This window comes from Microbacterium sp. NPDC055599 (assembly GCF_053618975.1).
Genome location: NZ_JBSHIM010000003.1, coordinates 64,711 through 80,720 on the forward strand (window position 1 = coordinate 64,711; position 16,010 = coordinate 80,720).

The 16,010-nt window shown below is 71.6% G+C and carries 21 protein-coding genes; 5 read left to right on the top strand and 16 right to left on the bottom strand.

Going from position 1 to position 16,010, the window contains the following annotated elements; all coding sequences use genetic code 11:
- Together ACWGQ1_RS03355 and ACWGQ1_RS03360 are read left to right on the top strand one after the other, a co-directional pair.
- On the top strand, positions 1-786 hold the full coding sequence (locus ACWGQ1_RS03355; protein ID WP_136028761.1) for a glycosyltransferase family 2 protein: 786 nt from the start codon (positions 1-3) through the stop codon (positions 784-786).
- Complete coding sequence (locus ACWGQ1_RS03360) at positions 783-2,234, top strand: hypothetical protein (RefSeq protein WP_452312328.1); 1,452 nt, start codon at positions 783-785, stop codon at positions 2,232-2,234. The genes ACWGQ1_RS03355 and ACWGQ1_RS03360 overlap by 4 nt, the downstream gene beginning before the upstream one ends.
- Before the next feature lie 64 nt (positions 2,235-2,298).
- Here the strand turns inward: ACWGQ1_RS03360 and glmM are convergent, their stop codons facing one another.
- From glmM to ACWGQ1_RS03395, 7 genes are all read right to left on the bottom strand, one after another.
- Positions 2,299-3,657 carry a phosphoglucosamine mutase gene (glmM, locus tag ACWGQ1_RS03365; RefSeq protein WP_136031689.1) on the bottom strand — a complete coding sequence of 453 codons (1,359 nt, stop codon included), beginning with the start codon at positions 3,655-3,657 and terminating at the stop codon, positions 2,299-2,301.
- Between the two features lie 14 nt (positions 3,658-3,671).
- Positions 3,672-4,157 carry a 30S ribosomal protein S9 gene (rpsI, locus tag ACWGQ1_RS03370; protein WP_136031687.1) on the bottom strand — a complete coding sequence of 162 codons (486 nt, stop codon included), beginning with the start codon at positions 4,155-4,157 and terminating at the stop codon, positions 3,672-3,674.
- A 26-nt stretch (positions 4,158-4,183) separates the two neighbouring features.
- Complete coding sequence (gene rplM / locus ACWGQ1_RS03375; protein WP_136031685.1) at positions 4,184-4,630, bottom strand: 50S ribosomal protein L13; 447 nt, start codon at positions 4,628-4,630, stop codon at positions 4,184-4,186.
- A 196-nt stretch (positions 4,631-4,826) separates the two neighbouring features.
- A complete protein-coding gene (locus ACWGQ1_RS03380) occupies positions 4,827-5,495 on the bottom strand; it encodes an endonuclease/exonuclease/phosphatase family protein (RefSeq protein ID WP_136031683.1) in 669 nt (222 codons plus the stop codon).
- Positions 5,496-5,547: 52 nt separating this feature from the next.
- Positions 5,548-6,396, bottom strand: coding sequence for a tRNA pseudouridine(38-40) synthase TruA (gene truA, locus ACWGQ1_RS03385; protein WP_136036436.1), 849 nt, complete (start codon positions 6,394-6,396; stop codon positions 5,548-5,550).
- 38 nt (positions 6,397-6,434) lie between these two features.
- Complete coding sequence (locus tag ACWGQ1_RS03390) at positions 6,435-7,973, bottom strand: APC family permease (RefSeq protein WP_241115371.1); 1,539 nt, start codon at positions 7,971-7,973, stop codon at positions 6,435-6,437.
- A gap of 98 nt (positions 7,974-8,071) precedes the next feature.
- A complete protein-coding gene (locus ACWGQ1_RS03395) occupies positions 8,072-8,437 on the bottom strand; it encodes a winged helix-turn-helix transcriptional regulator (RefSeq protein WP_136031678.1) in 366 nt (121 codons plus the stop codon).
- 97 nt (positions 8,438-8,534) lie between these two features.
- On the opposite strand from ACWGQ1_RS03395, the gene ACWGQ1_RS03400 reads away from it, so the two are divergent.
- The gene (locus ACWGQ1_RS03400) at positions 8,535-9,380 is read left to right on the top strand and encodes an SDR family oxidoreductase (protein ID WP_136035498.1); all 846 of its coding nucleotides are present in this window, start codon (positions 8,535-8,537) and stop codon (positions 9,378-9,380) included.
- Positions 9,381-9,408: 28 nt separating this feature from the next.
- Here the strand turns inward: ACWGQ1_RS03400 and ACWGQ1_RS03405 are convergent, their stop codons facing one another.
- The 9 genes from ACWGQ1_RS03405 to ACWGQ1_RS03445 all read right to left on the bottom strand — a co-directional run bounded on the left by ACWGQ1_RS03405 (position 9,409) and on the right by ACWGQ1_RS03445 (position 13,499).
- The gene (locus ACWGQ1_RS03405) at positions 9,409-9,801 is read right to left on the bottom strand and encodes a hypothetical protein (protein WP_136031673.1); all 393 of its coding nucleotides are present in this window, start codon (positions 9,799-9,801) and stop codon (positions 9,409-9,411) included.
- Complete coding sequence (locus ACWGQ1_RS03410) at positions 9,801-10,403, bottom strand: Asp23/Gls24 family envelope stress response protein (protein WP_136031671.1); 603 nt, start codon at positions 10,401-10,403, stop codon at positions 9,801-9,803. The genes ACWGQ1_RS03405 and ACWGQ1_RS03410 overlap by 1 nt, the downstream gene beginning before the upstream one ends.
- Positions 10,400-10,966: an RNA polymerase sigma factor gene (locus tag ACWGQ1_RS03415; protein ID WP_136035291.1), complete on the bottom strand. Its 567-nt coding sequence runs from the start codon at positions 10,964-10,966 to the stop codon at positions 10,400-10,402. Before ACWGQ1_RS03415 ends, ACWGQ1_RS03410 begins: the two co-directional genes overlap by 4 nt.
- Positions 10,967-11,089: 123 nt before the next feature.
- Positions 11,090-11,263, bottom strand: coding sequence for a CsbD family protein (locus ACWGQ1_RS03420; protein ID WP_136031698.1), 174 nt, complete (start codon positions 11,261-11,263; stop codon positions 11,090-11,092).
- Positions 11,264-11,277: 14 nt separating this feature from the next.
- A complete protein-coding gene (locus ACWGQ1_RS03425; RefSeq protein ID WP_452312329.1) occupies positions 11,278-11,976 on the bottom strand; it encodes a hypothetical protein in 699 nt (232 codons plus the stop codon).
- A complete protein-coding gene (locus ACWGQ1_RS03430; protein ID WP_136031665.1) occupies positions 11,973-12,536 on the bottom strand; it encodes a hypothetical protein in 564 nt (187 codons plus the stop codon). The genes ACWGQ1_RS03425 and ACWGQ1_RS03430 overlap by 4 nt, the downstream gene beginning before the upstream one ends.
- Positions 12,533-12,874, bottom strand: coding sequence for a hypothetical protein (locus ACWGQ1_RS03435; RefSeq protein ID WP_136036365.1), 342 nt, complete (start codon positions 12,872-12,874; stop codon positions 12,533-12,535). Before ACWGQ1_RS03435 ends, ACWGQ1_RS03430 begins: the two co-directional genes overlap by 4 nt.
- On the bottom strand, positions 12,871-13,062 hold the full coding sequence (locus tag ACWGQ1_RS03440; protein ID WP_136031662.1) for a DUF2273 domain-containing protein: 192 nt from the start codon (positions 13,060-13,062) through the stop codon (positions 12,871-12,873). The genes ACWGQ1_RS03435 and ACWGQ1_RS03440 overlap by 4 nt, the downstream gene beginning before the upstream one ends.
- Positions 13,059-13,499 (bottom strand): Asp23/Gls24 family envelope stress response protein, encoded by a 441-nt coding sequence (locus ACWGQ1_RS03445; RefSeq protein WP_240744574.1) that lies wholly within the window; start codon positions 13,497-13,499, stop codon positions 13,059-13,061. The genes ACWGQ1_RS03440 and ACWGQ1_RS03445 overlap by 4 nt, the downstream gene beginning before the upstream one ends.
- Before the next feature lie 175 nt (positions 13,500-13,674).
- Here ACWGQ1_RS03445 and ACWGQ1_RS03450 point away from each other — a divergent pair, with 175 nt between their 5' ends.
- Both ACWGQ1_RS03450 and ACWGQ1_RS03455 read left to right on the top strand, forming a co-directional pair.
- Positions 13,675-14,286, top strand: a complete 612-nt coding sequence (locus tag ACWGQ1_RS03450) for a TetR/AcrR family transcriptional regulator (RefSeq protein WP_136036364.1) — start codon at positions 13,675-13,677, stop codon at positions 14,284-14,286.
- The gene (locus ACWGQ1_RS03455; protein WP_452312330.1) at positions 14,287-15,909 is read left to right on the top strand and encodes a DHA2 family efflux MFS transporter permease subunit; all 1,623 of its coding nucleotides are present in this window, start codon (positions 14,287-14,289) and stop codon (positions 15,907-15,909) included.
- The last annotated feature ends 101 nt before the right edge of the window (positions 15,910-16,010 follow it).

A 16,010-nucleotide genomic window follows, 5' to 3' on the forward strand; every position in this document is an offset into this window, starting at 1 on the left:
GTGACTCTCCGCCATCTCGCCATCGTCATGCCCGCCTACAACGAGGCGGAGGGTATCGAGGGCTTCGTCGACGAGATCCGCGCGTCCGTGGCCCCGCTCGCCGACACCGTCTCGTTCCACATCGCCGACGACCGGTCGACCGACACCACGGCGGCCGTGTTCGACGGTGTCGCCGACACCACGGTCGAGGTGCAGGCGGCGAACCGCGGCCACGGCCCGACCGCCCTGGCCGCCTACCGCGCCGGCCTCGCCGCCGACCCCGAGGTGCTGGTGCACGTCGACGGGGACGGGCAGTTCCTCGGCAGCGACTTCCCGCGGCTGATCGGCGCGCTCCTGGCCGAGCAGGCCGACGTCGTGCACGGCGTGCGCGACGGCCGCACCGACCCCTGGTACCGCAAGAGCCTCACCGGCGCGGTCGGCCTGCTGATCGCCCTCGCCGCCGGACGCCGCATCCCCGACGTGAACACACCGCTGCGCGCCTACCGCCCCGATGCCCTGCGCGTGCTGCTCGACGCTGTCCCGGCCGAGGCGACCGTGCCGCACGTGCACTTCTCGCTGGCCGAGGCCAGGGCGGGCTTCCGCGTGCGCTACCTCCGCGTCGCCAGCATCCCGCGCCGCGGCGAATCCGCCTCGGGCACCATGTGGGGTCGCGGCGCCGGCGTGACCCTGCCGCCCAAGCGCCTGCGCCTGTTCGTGCGCGCCGCGCTCGGTGAGGCGTGGGAGCTGTCGCTGCGGCCGTCCGCCCCGCTGCGTGCCGTGCGACGCCCGGAGCCCGTCGCCCGATGACGCGGGCGCGCACGATCCTGTTCTGGGCGGCCGCGGTCGCCCTGCTGGCGGGACATGCGATCCTCGCCTGGCACAGTCTCACGGTGTGGCGGTTCTGGGAGGACGAGGCGTTCAACCTGACCGTGCCGCGCAATCTGCTCGCCGGGCTCGGCTACGCCAGCGACGGCGCGCTGTCCGGCTCGACGATCACGCCGTTCGACCCGCGGATCTCCACCGGCCCCGTCGTGCTGCTCCCGGTCGCCGCGACCCTCGCGACCGGGATGGACGCGGTGCTGGCCGCCCGACTCGTGCCGCTCGCGTTCTGGGTCCTGCTGCTGGCGGGGCTGGGCGTGCTGGGCTGGCGGATCGCCGGACGGTGGGCGGCTCTGCTCGCCGTGACCGTGCCGCTGGCGTTCACCGCGAGCGCCGGTGTCTCCCCCATCCAGGGGCCGGCCGATCTGCTGGGCGAGATCCCCGCGGCCGCCCTGATCGTGTGGGCCCTGGTCGTGCTGCCCCGCCGCGCCTGGCTGGCCGGGCTCCTGGTGGGGCTCGCGGTGCAGGCGAAGCTCATCGCGCTGCTGGTGCTGCCGGCGTTCGCGGTCGCGCTGTGGGTGCTGTCGGACGGCACGGGCTGGGCGCGGCTGCGCGACACGCTGCGCCGCGCGTGGCTTCCGCTGCTGCTGGTCGCGGTGCCGACCGCGCTCGTGGAGCTCGCGGCACTGCTGTCGCTCGGGCCGGCCGGGTTCGTCGAGCACCTGCGGGCGCTCGTGCGGTTCGTGCGCAGCGGCGGACAGGGCGACGCGGCGACCTCCGTCCTGCAGAAGCTCGGCACGCTGGCCGACTCGTGGTCGCTGCCCGGGGTGCTGGCCGTGGTCGCCGCCGTGCTCGCTCTCGTGCTCGTGGTGGCGGGGGTGGTGCGGCGCTGGCGCTCGGCCACCGCGGAGGAGCGGATCGTGATCGCCTACGCCCTCGCGGCTCTGGTGGGGGCGCTCGCCTTCGTGGGCTGGTGGGCGACCGCGTCGCGGCTGCCGCTGTGGGTGCGTCACCCCGCGCCCGGCGTGTTCGCGTTCTTCCCGGTGCTCGCGGCTGTCGCACTGTGGGCGGTGCCGCGGCTGCCGCGCCGCGGGCTCGTCCGCGCGGGCGGCGCCGTGGGCGCGGCGGTGCTCGCCGCGGTCGTCGCGGCGGGAGCGGTCGCGCACGTGGTGTCGTGCTTCACGCCCCGCGATGTGACCCTGGAGGGCCAGCGGGCCGCGGTCGCCCCGCTCGCCACCTGGGTGTCCGACAACGACGTGCGGTGGCTCGCCGCCGACCCGTGGGGGGCGGCGGTCGCGCCGATCGTGCTCACGGGCGCGCACCTCGGGCTCGCCGACGCTCCGGCGATGGCGCACGAGCTGCGCCTCACGGGCGGAGCCTGCGCCACGGAGACGCTCGCCGACAGCGGCTACTTCCGCATCTGCGCCGCGCCCTGACCCCGCCGGGGCGGAGACGCGAACGGCCGGCCGCAGAAGCGACCGGCCGTCTCACGGGAGAGCGTCAGAGCGCGAGGCGCTCCTGCACCACGGCGGCGAGGCGCTCCGCGTAGGCGCGGGCCGACTCCGAGTCGGCCGCCTCGACCATGACCCGCACGAGCGGCTCCGTCCCGGACTTGCGCAGCAGCACGCGCCCGGTGTCGCCCAGCTCGGCTTCGACGTCGCGCACCGCCTGCTGCACGACCTCGTCGTCGGCGACACGATCCTTGTCGACGTCGCGCACGTTGATCAGCACCTGCGGGTAGACCGTCATCACGGAGGCGAGCTCGGCGAGGGACTTCCCCTGTCGCGCCATCTCGGACACCAGGTGCAGACCCGTGAGCAGGCCGTCGCCGGTGGTGGCGAACTCGCTCATGATCACGTGGCCGGACTGCTCGCCGCCGAGCGCGTAGCCGCCCTCGTTCATGTCCTCGAGCACGTAGCGGTCGCCGACCGCGGTCTGGCGCACGGTCACGCCGTGCTCGCGCATCGCGACGTGCAGGCCGAGGTTGCTCATGACCGTGGCGACGAGCGTGTCGTCGGTGAGGACGCCGCGCTCCTTCATCGACAGCGCGAGGATCGCCATGATCTGGTCGCCGTCGACGATGGTGCCGTTCGCGTCGACCGCGAGGCACCGGTCGGCGTCCCCGTCGTGCGCGATGCCCACGTCGGCGCCGAGCCGCACCACGGCCTCAGCGAGGTTCTCGAGGTGCGTCGAGCCGACGCCGTCATTGATGTTCCAGCCGTCGGGGTCGGCGCCGATGACGGTCACCTCGGCCCCCGCGTCGCGGAAGGTCTCGGGCGACACGCCGGAGGCGGCGCCGTGCGCGCAGTCGAGCACCACGTGGATGCCCTCCAGGCGGTGCGGCAGCGAGCCGAGCAGGTGCACGACGTAGCGGTCTTCGGCGTCGGAGAAGCGGTCGATGCGACCGACGCCTGCGCCGGTGGGGCGCAGCTTCTCGCCGTGCATGGCCTCTTCGATGCGCTGCTCGACGATGTCGGGGAGCTTGCGGCCGCCGCGGGCGAAGATCTTGATGCCGTTGTCGGGCGCCGCGTTGTGCGACGCCGAGATCATCACGCCGAAGTCGGCGTCGCGGTCGGCCACGAGGAACGCGAGTGCGGGGGTCGGGATGACCCCGGCCTCGAGCACGTCGACGCCGGAGGACGCGAGGCCCGCGGAGACGGCGGCGGTGAGGAAGTGCCCCGAGACCCGGGGGTCACGGGCGACCACGGCGGTGAGTCGCTTGCCTTCGGCCTTGCGAGCCTCCGCCGTACGGCCCTGGCCCAGGACGACAGCAGTCGCCTGGGCCAGGGTGAGCGCCAGGTCGGCGGTGAGGATGCCATTGGCGAGTCCTCGCACGCCGTCCGTGCCAAAGATCGGCATCGGAGCAGTGGACCTTAACGCTTCGAGTACTGAGGCGCCTTACGGGCCTTCTTGAGTCCGGCCTTCTTGCGCTCCTTGACGCGAGCGTCGCGCGAGAGGAAGCCGGCCTTCTTCAGGGTCGGACGGTTGTTCTCCGCGTCGATGCCGTTGAGGGCACGAGCGATGCCGAGACGCAGCGCGCCGGCCTGGCCGGAGTCGCCACCACCCGAGATGCGGGCGATCACGTCGTAGGCACCGGCGAGGTTCAGCGCGGTGAACGGGTCGTTGATCAGCTGCTGGTGCAGCTTGTTCGGGAAGTAGTCCTCGAGCGTGCGGCCGTTGACCGTGATGGTGCCCGAGCCGGGGACCAGACGCACGCGGGCGATGGCCTGCTTGCGACGGCCGACAGCGGCGCCCGGGACGCTGAGCACGGGGCGGGGAGCCGCCTCGACTGCCTCGGTCTCGGGGGTCGACGTCGAGAAGTTCTGGAGGTTTTCGGTGGTGTCCTGGATGTCAGCCACGAGTATGTCCTTAGTCGTTACGGCGCTTACTGGGCGACCTGGTCGAGGGTGTACGGCTGGGGCTGCTGCGCGGCGTGCGGGTGCTCGGCACCGACGTACACCTTCAGCTTCGACAGCTGCTGGCGGCCCAGGCTGTTTTTCGGGAGCATGCCGCGGATGGCCTTCTCCACGGCGCGGACCGGGTTCTTCTCGAGCAGCTCGGAGTAGCTGACGGCCTTCAGACCACCCGGGTAGCCCGAGTGACGGTAGGCGATCTTCTTCTGGAGCTTCTGACCGGTGAGCGCGACCTTGTCGGCGTTCACGATGATGACGAAGTCACCCGAGTCGATGTGGTTGGCGAAGGTCGGCTTGTGCTTGCCACGCAGGAGCGTCGCCGCGTGCGAGGCCAGGCGGCCGAGAACGACGTCGGTGGCGTCGATGACGACCCAGTCGCGCTGGACTTCGCCAGCCTTGGGGGTGTAAGTGCGCGTCACGATAGTGCTGCTTTCTTGTCGAACGGAGGTGTTCGTGAATCCCACTCCGGGGTGGTTCCTCCCGACAGGGACGAACACGCCAGTGGAGGGCTCACGTTCGGATGTGCGTCTTCCTCGCAGTACGGGAAGGGCACCAAAGAGTCAGCATACGCCACCCGACCCCCTCCGACCAAACCAGCCGCGGGCCCGCGCCCGGTCAGTCGGTCTTCACCGTCACCAGGATCGGACGGTGGTCGCTCGACCGCTGCGGCAGGGTCGTGATGCGCTCGATCTCGAATCCGGTCGAGGTCGCGAAGTCGTAGTGACCGCGGAAGACGCGGTAGCGCGTGTAGGTGTGGTCGTCGCTGAGCGACAGCGCATAGCCGTGGTCGCGCACGGCCTGCCCCAGGTTCTCCTTGAACACGGGGTAGTTGTAGTCGCCGACCATGAGCTGCGGAAGGCCGTCCCCGAGGCTCGCGAGCTCGGTCAGGGCCGCGCGGATCTGGTGGCGCCGCAGCGAGTTCAGCGCCGTCAGCGGTGCGGCGTGGAACGACGCGACGATGAACTCGTCGCCGTCGTCGATGTCGCGCAGCCGTGCGCCGAGCACCCGCTCGTGCGCGGGCTTCGCGATGCGGTCGTGCAGCGACTTCTTGAGCCCGAGGGTGCGGATGCCCTGCAGGTGGTAGGTGCTCTCGCGGTAGAACAGCGCGAGTCCGAGGCGGTTGCCCTGGGTGGCGTCGGCCAGCACGAGGCCCCCGATCCGGTCGGGCAGCGCCGGCACGTCGCACTCCTGCAGGCAGAGGATGTCGGGGTCGTGTTCGGCGACGAGTGTCGCGAGCTCCCCGGCCGCCCGGTGTTTGCGCAGGTTGTACGAGATGACCTTCATGACCGTGCCCACGCTACCCGCCCCTGCTGTGCCCGGGATCCGTATCCGGCGATCAGTCCGACTCGCGGTCGCGGCGGGCCCTGGTCTGTTCGGCCCGTGCGGCGAGCAGCTCGTCCGCCGGATACCCGACCTCGGTCAGCGTCAGTCCCCGGGCCGCGAGCACCTTGAACTCGCTGGTCCTGGTGAGAGCGTCGCGCAGCACCACCAGGTCGGACACGTCCAGGCGACCCTCCCCCACGGCCGCGCACGCGCCGACGAGGGCGCGCACCATGCTGTGGCAGAACGCGTCCGCCTTCACCTCGGCCACCAGCACGCCGTCCGCGTCGCGCTCCCACCGGTAGTCGAGCAGGGTGCGGATGGTGGTGGCCTCCTCGCGGGGCTTGCAGTACGCCGCGAAGTCGTGCAGGCCGATCAGCGTGCGCGCGGCCTCGTCCATCGCGCGCTCGTCCAGCCGTCCGCGGATGCTCGTGGTGTCGGCGCGACGCAGCGGGTCGTAGCCGGCCAGACCGTCGGCGAGACGGTACCGGTAGCGGCGCCACACGGCCGAGAAGCGCGCGTCGAAACCCTCGGGCGCCGCGGTCGACCGGGTGACGGTGACGTCGGAGTAGGCGCCGAGCACACCCCGCATGCGCCCCGCGATCGAGCCCGCCGGATCCTGCGCCGCCCGTCCGTGCCTGGCCTCGATGCGCGACCACTGCCGCTCGTCGAGATCGACGTGTGCGACCTGTCCGCTCGCGTGCACGCCGGCGTCGGTGCGGCCGGCGACCACGAACCGCACGTCGGAGCCCACGATGCGGGCGAGCGCCGCCTCCAGCGTGCCCTGAACGGTGCGGAGCGTGGGCTGTGTCGCCCAGCCGCGGAAGTGGGTGCCGTCGTAGGCGATGTCGAGCCGGATGCGCACGAGGCCAGCCTAGGACAGCCCCGCGCGCACCCGCCGCCTCAGATGCCGCCGTCGACCGAGCGGATGGAGACGCCGGGCTCGTCCGGCACCATCACCTCGGTGTCGCGGTTCAGGCTCTCGCCGCGGAAGAAGCGCTTCGACCGCGGGAACAGGTACCACAGGAGCATCAGCACCAGGCCGATCGCGAGCGAGCCGATGCCGATCACGAACGTGCCGCCGATGCCGAACAGCACCGTGTAGCCGTAGTCCACGTCCCACATGTCGATCGCGGACTGCACGAACGCGCCGGTGAGCAGCAGCGCCCCGACGAGCGGGAAGATCCCCTTGAAGAAGAGGTCGCGTGTCGAGGTGCGCAGGTCGGCGCGGAAGTACCAGACGCACGCGAACCCGGTGATGGCGTAGTAGAACGCGATGGCGAGGCCCAGCGACAGGATCGAGTCCTGCAGGATGTTGTCGCTGATGAGCGTCATGCCCACGTAGTACGCGGAGGCGACCACGCCCATCACGATGGTCGAGAACGACGGGGTCTTGTAGACCGGGTGCACCTCCTTGAACTTCGCGGGGAGCGCGCGGTACACGCCCATCGCGAGCGTGCCGCGCGCGGTGGGCAGGATCGTCGTCTGCGTCGACGAGATCGCCGAGATGATGACGGAGACCACCAGCACCCAGCCGAACGGGCCCAGCAGGCCGTCCTTGATCGCGAGGAAGAAGTCGTCGGCGTTGGCCTCGTTGCCGAGCCCCGTGCCGTCCTCGCCGAGACCCGCGTACATCATCGCCGCGATCGTGACGGCGACGTAGGTCACCAGCAGGATCACGCAGGTCAGCACGGCCGCCCGCCCGGGAATGCGCTTGGGGTCCTTGGTCTCCTCGTTCAGCGCGAGGCACGTGTCCCAGCCCCAGTAGATGAAGAGGGCGAGCAGGATGGCCTCGGTGAAGCCCGACCAGTCCGTGAAGCCGAACGGGTTCAGCCACTCCCACGAGAACGGCGTGGCGTCGGGGGCGTCGCCGGTGAAGAACTGCCACAGCGCGGCCACCACGAAGATCGCGAGGGCCAGGTACTGCACGGCCAGCAGGATGTTCTGGATGCGCTCGCCGATCTCGACGCCGCGCCAGCTGACCCAGGTCATCGCGGCGATGAAGAGCACCGCGACCAGGATGATCCGCCAGTCGTTGTTCTCCAGGTCGAACCCGATCAGGGACCAGAAGTACACCGAGGCGATCTGGGCGAGGTTCGCGAGCACGACCATCCCGGCCACCGCGACACCCCAGCCGCCCATCCAGCCCACCCAGGGGCCGAACGCTTTCGTGCCCCAGGTGAAGGTGGTGCCGCAGTCGGGCACGGCGTTGTTGAGCTCGCGGTAGGCGAAGGCGATCAGGAGCATCGGGACGAAGGCGATCACGAACGCGATCGGTGCCTGCGCTCCGACCGCGAGCACGACGAAGCCGAGCGTCGCGACGAGGGAGTAGACCGGCGCCGTGGAGGCGAGACCGATGACGGTGGATCCCCACAGGCCGAGGGTGCCAGCGGCCAGCCCCTTGCCGTCGGGTCGTTCCAGGTGGATGGGCGTCGTTGCCATGCTCAGACAGTACGACGAGCTGCGGTATACCGTCAATCCTTTTCTTCGAGCAACGGATTCCACTCACACAACTTCATCTCACGACGGAATCCGTGGATTCATTCGCGACCGAGCATCCCGTCGGCGTGCGTGGCGACCCACTCCATCAGCGGCAGCATCCGCTCCATCAGGTCACGCCCCAGCGGGGTGAGGCTGTACTCCACGTGCGGGGGCACCGTGGGCAGGGATTCCCGGTGCACCAGCCCATCCGCCGACAGCGTGCGCAGCGTGGTCGCGAGCATCTTCTCGCTGATGCCGTCGACCTCCCGCCGCAGCTCGCCCCAGCGCCGCGTGCCGTCCGACAGGCACGACAGCACCAGCACGCCCCACTTGCTCATGATGTGGTCCAGCACCACGCGCGTGCCGCAGCCCTGGTCGAACACCGTGGGCGAAGACTCCCGGATTTCCGCAAAACTCACCGACATGTAGGTACCTTACGTCAAAGTGGGTACCGGTCGGATGGAATGCGCGGGTGCCTCGCGCCGGTTGGGGCAGGTGTTCACCAACGGAAGGACCGCCCTCATGACCATCCTCGCCACCGGAGCCACCGGACACCTCGGCCGCCTCATCATCGCCGCCCTCCTCGCCCGCGGCGCCGACCCCCAGTCGATCGTCGCCGGAGCGCGCGACGTGGCCAGGGCGGCCGACCTCGGCGTGCGCGTCGTGCCCCTCGACTACGACGACCCGGCCTCCGTCGCCGCGGCCCTCGACGGCATCGACACGGTCGTGCTCGTGTCCGGCTCCGAGGTCGGCCGCCGCGTCGAGCAGCACCGGGCGGTGATCGACGCGGCCGCAGCCGCCGGCGTCTCGAAGCTCGTGTACACCAGCGCCCCGAAGGCCACCACGAGCGACCTGGTGCTCGCGCCGGAGCACAAGGCCACGGAGGAGCTGATCGCGGCCTCCGGCGTCCCGGCCGTGATCCTGCGCAACAACTGGTACACGGAGAACTACGCCGCCGACCTCGCGCGCGCAGCCGAGACGGGCGTGCTCGCCTCCGGCACCGGCGAGGGTCGCGTCGCCTCGGCCAGCCGCGCCGACTACGCCGAGGCCGCCGCCGTGGTCGCGCTCGACGACGGTCACACGGGCGCCGTGTACGAGCTCGGCGGCGACGTCGCGTGGGACTACACGGAGCTGGCCGCCGCGATCGCCGAGGTCACCGGACGCGAGGTGACCTTCGTGTCGCTCACGGCGGACCAGCAGCTCGCGGCGCTGCGCGAGGCCGGGCTCGACGAGGGCACCGCGGGCTTCGTCGTCGCCCTCGACGCCGGCATCCGCGGGGGCGCACTGGCCGAGACCGACGGCACGCTCGCGCGGCTGATCGGCCGTCCGACCACGCCGCTCGTCGAGGGACTGCGCGCGATCGCGTGAGCCGGCCGGAGCCCCGCCGACCGCACGGTCAGCGGGGCTCCACCTCGACGGGCTCCCCCGCGGCACGGGCGACCTGCACGTAGGCCACCACGAGCGTGATGCTCTCGCGCTGGTACCCCTGCTCCGCGAGCACGGCCTCCACCGCGGCCCGCGCCTCCCGGAGGACCTCTCCGGACGCCGCGCCCGCGTCCACCCCGATCGACGCCTCGACCGCGGCCCCGCGCGCCCCCGCGGCCACCGACACGATCGGCTCGGCGTCGCGCGTCGCGCCCAGCGCCGCGGCCCCCGCCCTGAGCAGATTCGAGATGAGCGAGCCGGAGCGGTAGACGCCGCGGACCCCGTCCTGCGCGCGCAGGACCTGTTCGATCCGGGCGGCCAGCTCGCGACGACCCTCGCCGTCGATCGTCGGATCCTGCGTCATCACGACACCTCCCTGATGTCCTTGACGGTCACGTCGATCGCGGCGATGGTGAGTTCGGTGTGCCGGCGCAGCCGCGCGTCCACCTCGGTACGGAGCCGGTCGGCCAGCCCGCGGATCGGCTCGCCGTGCAGCACGCTCGCGTCGATCGCCACGCGCACGGGAGCACCCGGCGTCGTGACATCGCCCTCCAGGCGGCATCGCCCGACGAGCACGCCGGGGACCGCCTCCTCGGCCGCCCGCACGAGACCGCGCACCGCGCCCTCGGTGATCGCCAGCTCCACCGCAGGGTCGTCGGAGGCGAACGGGATGCGGCGTCCCGCCCTGGCGTCCATCGCGATCCCGCTCAGGATCCGGTCGATCCACCCCTCCTCGACCGCGGGCTCCGCCGCGGTGTCGGCCGCCATCAGCGCGTCGCCCAGTCCGTGCAGCCGCTCGAGCGCGTCGAGGGCGAGCTGGCACCCCGGCGATTCCTCGATCGAGGCCACGCGCGGCTGACGCCCCGCCTCGAGGTAGTCGGCGAGCTCCTCGATCGTGTGCCCGTCGAGGTCGTCGGGCTCCAGTCCGAGACCGCGCAGGTCCGGGTTCTCGTGGTCGTCGTTCATCGCCACGCCTCCATCCGGGTGATCAGGAATCCGCGCGCACGGGCCAGCAGCCCGCGCACCGTGCTGACGGGGACGCCGAGCTCCGCGGCGATCTCGTCGTAGCTGTACCCGCCCATCTCGCGCAGCACCCAGCATTCGCGCTGCGCCTCCGGGAGCTCCCGCAGCGCGGCTCCCAGTGCCGCGACGCCCTCGCGCACCTCCACCACCGCCGACGGCGAGGCGTGCAGGGGTGCCGGCCGGTCGATCTCGGTCACATCGACCGCCGGGCGGTGGCGCCGGAGCCGGTCCACGGCCTTGCGACTCACGATGCGCATCAGCCAGCTCTTGACCTTGCCGGGGTCGTCGAGCTCGCCGAACCGCTGCCACGCGGTCACGAACGCCTCCTGCACGGTGTCGTCCACTTCGGCCGAGCCGTTCAGCATGCGCTGCGTGTACGCGCGCATCATCGGCGTGTACCTCCGCACCAGCACCGCGAACGCCTCGACGTCGCCGTCCATGGCGCGACCCGCGACGATGTGATCCCCGGCCTGTTCCAGCGGGCCGCGAGAGCCATCCGCTGCCATTCCCCCACCCTTCGTTCCGCTTCCCCTGCAGGTTCGGAGCGCGTGCGGCGACGGATCGGATCCGTGCGCACGGCTCGGCCGCAGGGAGCGCCCCGACCGGGGGCGCCCCCTGCGCGAGCGGGATCACTTCTTGAACGCGTCCTTGACATCCTCGGCGGCGTTCCGCACATCGCCCTTCGCCTGCTCGGCCTTGCCCTCGGCGACGAGCCGGTCGTTGTCGGTGACCTCGCCGACGACCTCCTTCGCCTTGCCGGCGATCTTCTCGGCGGCGGCCTTGATCTTGTTCTCTCCGCTCATGGCGGCTCCTTTCCTCACGCGACCCCGGCTCTCGGGGTCGACGACGTCCGGGCGGTGCGGGACCGGTGCCCCGCCTCGCCCGCGCCGGCCAGCGACCGGCGCATCCTCTGCCTCGACCGGAACAGCTCGCGCCACCCGCGGTCCGCGACGTGCACGACCACCGGCACCTCCACGCCCAGCAACCGGTCCCACTCCGCGACGGCCGCTTCGGCCGCGGCGACGACGGCCCCCAGAGCCGCCCCCTTCCGCGGCGTCACGACGAGCCCGAGGGCGGTACGACGGCCCGCCCGACGCGCGACCGTCCGCGCCGACACCACGTCGGCCCGAGCCGCGAGCGTCTCCGCCAGCACGCCGTCGGCCACACCGCGGTCCACCCGGGTCGTCCCCCGAGGACCCGGCACCGCGAGCACCTCGCGCACGCGACCGCGGCCCTGCGTGAGCAGGAACGCGATCAGCAGGACGACCACGACCAGGGCCGCGGCCGCGGCGGACACGGCCGCGAGCGGGAACTCCCCGATGCTCCCGAGGTCGACCGTCGCGGCCGATGCATCGGCGGACGCCCGCTCGACCGCCGAGACGGCCCCCGCCGCCCCCGCGGGCAGCAGCCGCGCCGACTCCAGCCCGGTCGCCACGAGTGCCGCGCCCGCCGCGAGCAGCACGAGGCCGCCGCCGAGCAGGACAACCCGGTTCCCCACGGATCCCGAGAGCCTCATCCGACCACTCCTTCCGTCGCCACGAGCACACGCGGCGTCAGGGCGAAGCCCACCTCGTCCAGCACGCGCACCACAGCGGTCCGCGCCGCGTCACGGTCCACGGGCACCCCGCTGGTCGGGGTCAGGCGGACCGTGGCGGCTCTGCGCCCCACCGTGACCGCGACGCGCGGTCGCGGAACGCCCGTGCGCCTGGCCACCCCGTCGGCGATCGCGTCCGCGAGCACGCCGTCGTCCACCACGAGCGCGGTGCGCCCGGTCAGACGGGCGCGTCGGGCGCGACGCCCCGGGACGACCGCCAGCGCCAGCAGCACCGCGGCGAGCGCGACCAGCGCGATGCCCGCACCGATCGCGACACCAGGGGCGGACAGCGCCTGGGCGACGCCCGCCAGCAGCCCCGCCGCATCCGCGCGGAACCCGGGGTCGAGGGCCGCGGCGACCCCGCACCCCAGGAGCCCGAGCAGCACGATCGCCAGGAGAGCGGCGAGCACGGTCGCCGGAGCGGTCCGCGACGCCCGTGTCTCCCGGCGCAGCAGTCGGCGCGTGGCGGCGGGCGCGCTCATGCGACCCTCCGCTCGAGCGCACGCCGCACGCCGGTGAACCGCACGTCGACCGCGCCCACCCGTCGCGACGCCAGCTCCCCGAGCCGACGCACGAGGGTCTCGCGCAGCACCTCGCCGCGGTCGGCGAGGGTCGTGCCGTCGGAGCGCGCCAGCACGACGGGCACGACCACCGTGACGCGCAGGTCGCCGCGCCGGTCGCCCAGCTCCACCGCGATGTCGTCGAGCCCCACGCCCGCGGCATCCCTGGCGATGCCGAGGGCGATCCGGTGCAGGGCGCGGGCCTCGACGGACGTGGCCCCCGCCACACCCGACGACGCCCCTGCCCGCTCGACGCTCACGAGGACGACCGCCGTCCGCGGACCACCTCGGCGAGCGCCCGCACGTCCAGGCGACCGTCGGCGATGCGCCCGGCCGCCGCGCCGACGAGCATCGCGAGGAGCACGAGCAGGAACGCCCAGAAGCCCAGCACGATCCAGGTCAGTGCGAGGACCGCGGCCGCAGCTCCGCCGATCACCGAGGCGTTCACTGGACTCGCGCCTCCTCGGCGTCGGCGTCGTCGTCCGAGGGGATGTGCACGTCGTTGACGCTCACGTTGATCTCGGCGACGTCCATGCCGACCAGGTCGACCATGGCCCGGTGGATGGCCGTGCGCACGTCGTCGGCCACCTTCTGCAGCGACACCGGGTACTCCGCGACGATCGTGACGTCGACGGCCACCTGCGTCTCGCCGACCTCCACGCTCACGCCCTGCGAGAGGTCGGTCGTGTTCAGCACGTCTCGGATCGCGCCCATCATGCGGGCCGCCCCGCCGCCGAGCGCATAGACGCCGCTGACCTCACGGGCCGCGATGCCCGCGATCTTCGCGACGACCGCGTCCTCGATCGTGGTCTTCCCCACCGCTGCGGCCTGCGCCGTCGGTACGACCTGAGCCTTGGGCTGGCTGCCCCCCGTCACGTTCGCCATCTCGAGCTCCTTCATCCGTGTGTCCGCACCGTGGGGCGCGGGCCGTGTTCTTACGACACCACTAAGACGCATGAGGCACCTCGGATGTCACGAATTCGTCGAGGGTTTTTCCGGGCGGGCAGAGAAACGCACTCTCACAGTGCACTCCAAGGTTGAAAGTGCAAAGTTGCACTCTATGGATGCAAGTGCAGAATCGACGAGGGAGCAGCGCAAGCGCGAGACGTCTCGCGCGCTCACCTCGGTGGCGCGGCGCTGGACGGTCGAACGGGGCTTCGCCGGCTTCACGATCGAGGAGCTGTGCACCGAGGCCGGGGTGTCGCGCCGCACGTTCTTCAACTACTTCGAGAGCAAGGAGAACGCGGTCTTCGGCATCACCGTGATCGACTCCCGCCAGGAGGAGCTGGAGGACGCTTTCGCGAACGCCGACGGCGACCTGCTCGACGACTTCGTCGAGCTCACCGTCGCCCGCTTCTCCCTGTTCGACCCCGTCGAGCATGCCGCCGAGCTGTTCGCCGTGATCGAGCACGAACCGCGACTGCTCAAGGCCGCGTTCGAGCAGCAGGAGAAGCACGAGCGGCGCGACGTCGCCCTGATCACCCGCCGGCTCGAGGGCGTCGAGGACGCCGAGCTGCGCGCGCAGGTGCTCGTGCAGTCCGTCGGTGCCCTCGTGCGCCTGTGCATGGAACAGCTCCTGCACCACCACTCCACCGAGCCGTTCGCCGAGCTGATCCGACGCCGTCTCCGGCTCGCGCGCGACCTGTACTCCCCCGCACAGAAAGCCCACTGAATGTCCGCCACCGCCACCGCCGACGCGCCCTTCCTGCTCACGAAGCGTCGCATCTGGATCATCTTCAGCGCCCTGATCGCCGGCATGCTGCTCGCGAGCCTCGATCAGACCATCGTGTCGACCGCGATGCCGACCATCGTGGGCCAGCTCGGCGGCGTCGACCACCAGGTGTGGATCACGACCGCGTACCTGCTGGCCACCACCATCGTGATGCCGATCTACGGCAAGTTCGGCGACGTGCTCGGTCGTCGCAGCCTGTTCCTCGTCGCGATCGCGCTCTTCACGCTCGCGTCGGTGGGCTGCGCCCTGGCGACCGACTTCTGGATGTTCGTCGTGTTCCGGGCGCTGCAGGGCCTCGGCGGCGGCGGACTGATGATCCTGTCGCAGGCGATCATCGCCGACATCGTGCCCGCCAACGAGCGCGGCAAGTACATGGGTCCGCTCGGTGCCGTGTTCGGGCTCTCCGCCGTGGCCGGTCCGCTGCTCGGCGGGTTCTTCGTCGACCACATGACGTGGCAGTGGGCCTTCTACATCAACATCCCGGTCGGGATCGCGGCGTTCGTGATCGCGCTGGTCGCGCTGCAGCTGCCCAGCAAGAAGGCCGAGAAGCGCATCGACGTGCTCGGCGTGATCTTCCTCTCCCTCGCGACGACGTGCCTGATCTTCTTCACCGACTTCGGCGGCGACAAGGAGTTCGGGTGGGATTCGCTGGCGACCTGGGCGTGGGGCGCCGGCCTCGTGGTCGCCGCGACCGCGTTCGTCATCACCGAGTCCAGGGCGCAGGACCCGATCATCCCGCTGAGCCTGTTCCGCAACCCGATCTTCGTGAACGCGACGGCCATCGGACTGGTGCTCGGGATCGGCATGTTCGCGGCGATCGGCTTCGTGCCCACGTTCCTGCAGATGTCGTCCGGCACGTCGGCCGCGGCCTCCGGGCTGCTGATGATCCCGATGATGGTGGGCCTGATGGGCACGTCCATCTTCTCGGGCATCGCGATCTCGAAGACCGGGAAGTACAAGGTCTACCCGATCGTCGGCACGATCGTGACGGGCCTCTCGATGGTCGCGATGACCACGCTGTCGGCCGAGACGCCGATCTGGCTGATCTGCGTCTTCCTGTTCGTGTTCGGGGCGGGTCTCGGGCTCATCATGCAGGTCGTGGTGCTGGTGGTCCAGAACGCCGTGCCCGCGGGCGAGATCGGCACCGCGACGAGCACCAACAACTACTTCCGGGAGGTGGGGGCATCCCTCGGAGTGGCCGTCTTCGGCACGATCTTCACGACGCGGCTGACGGAGAACCTGCTCGGCGTGTTCGCCGGAGCCGGTGCCTCGCCGGATCAGGCGTCGCAGGCCGCGTCGACCATCGACCCCGCAACGCTCAGTGCGCTGCCCGACGAGGTGCGCGACGGGATCGTGACCGCGTACGCCGATGCGCTCGCCCCGGTGTTCTGGTACCTGGTGCCGTTCGTGGCGCTCGCGCTGCTGCTGTCGCTGTTCCTCAAGCAGATCCCCCTGTCCGACCAGGCGGGACTCGTGGCACGCGGCGAAGCCATCAGCGGCGAGGAGGCGGAGCGGCTGGAGGCCGCTCAGCGCGCCGGCGGACGGACGAGCACCGCGGGGTGAAGGGGAGGGGGGGGTGAACCACCCACAACCGAACAAGGGGCCGAGGAGGGGGGGGGGGGAAACACAAGAGGGTGTGTTTTTTCCTGTGACAGAAGGCGTCC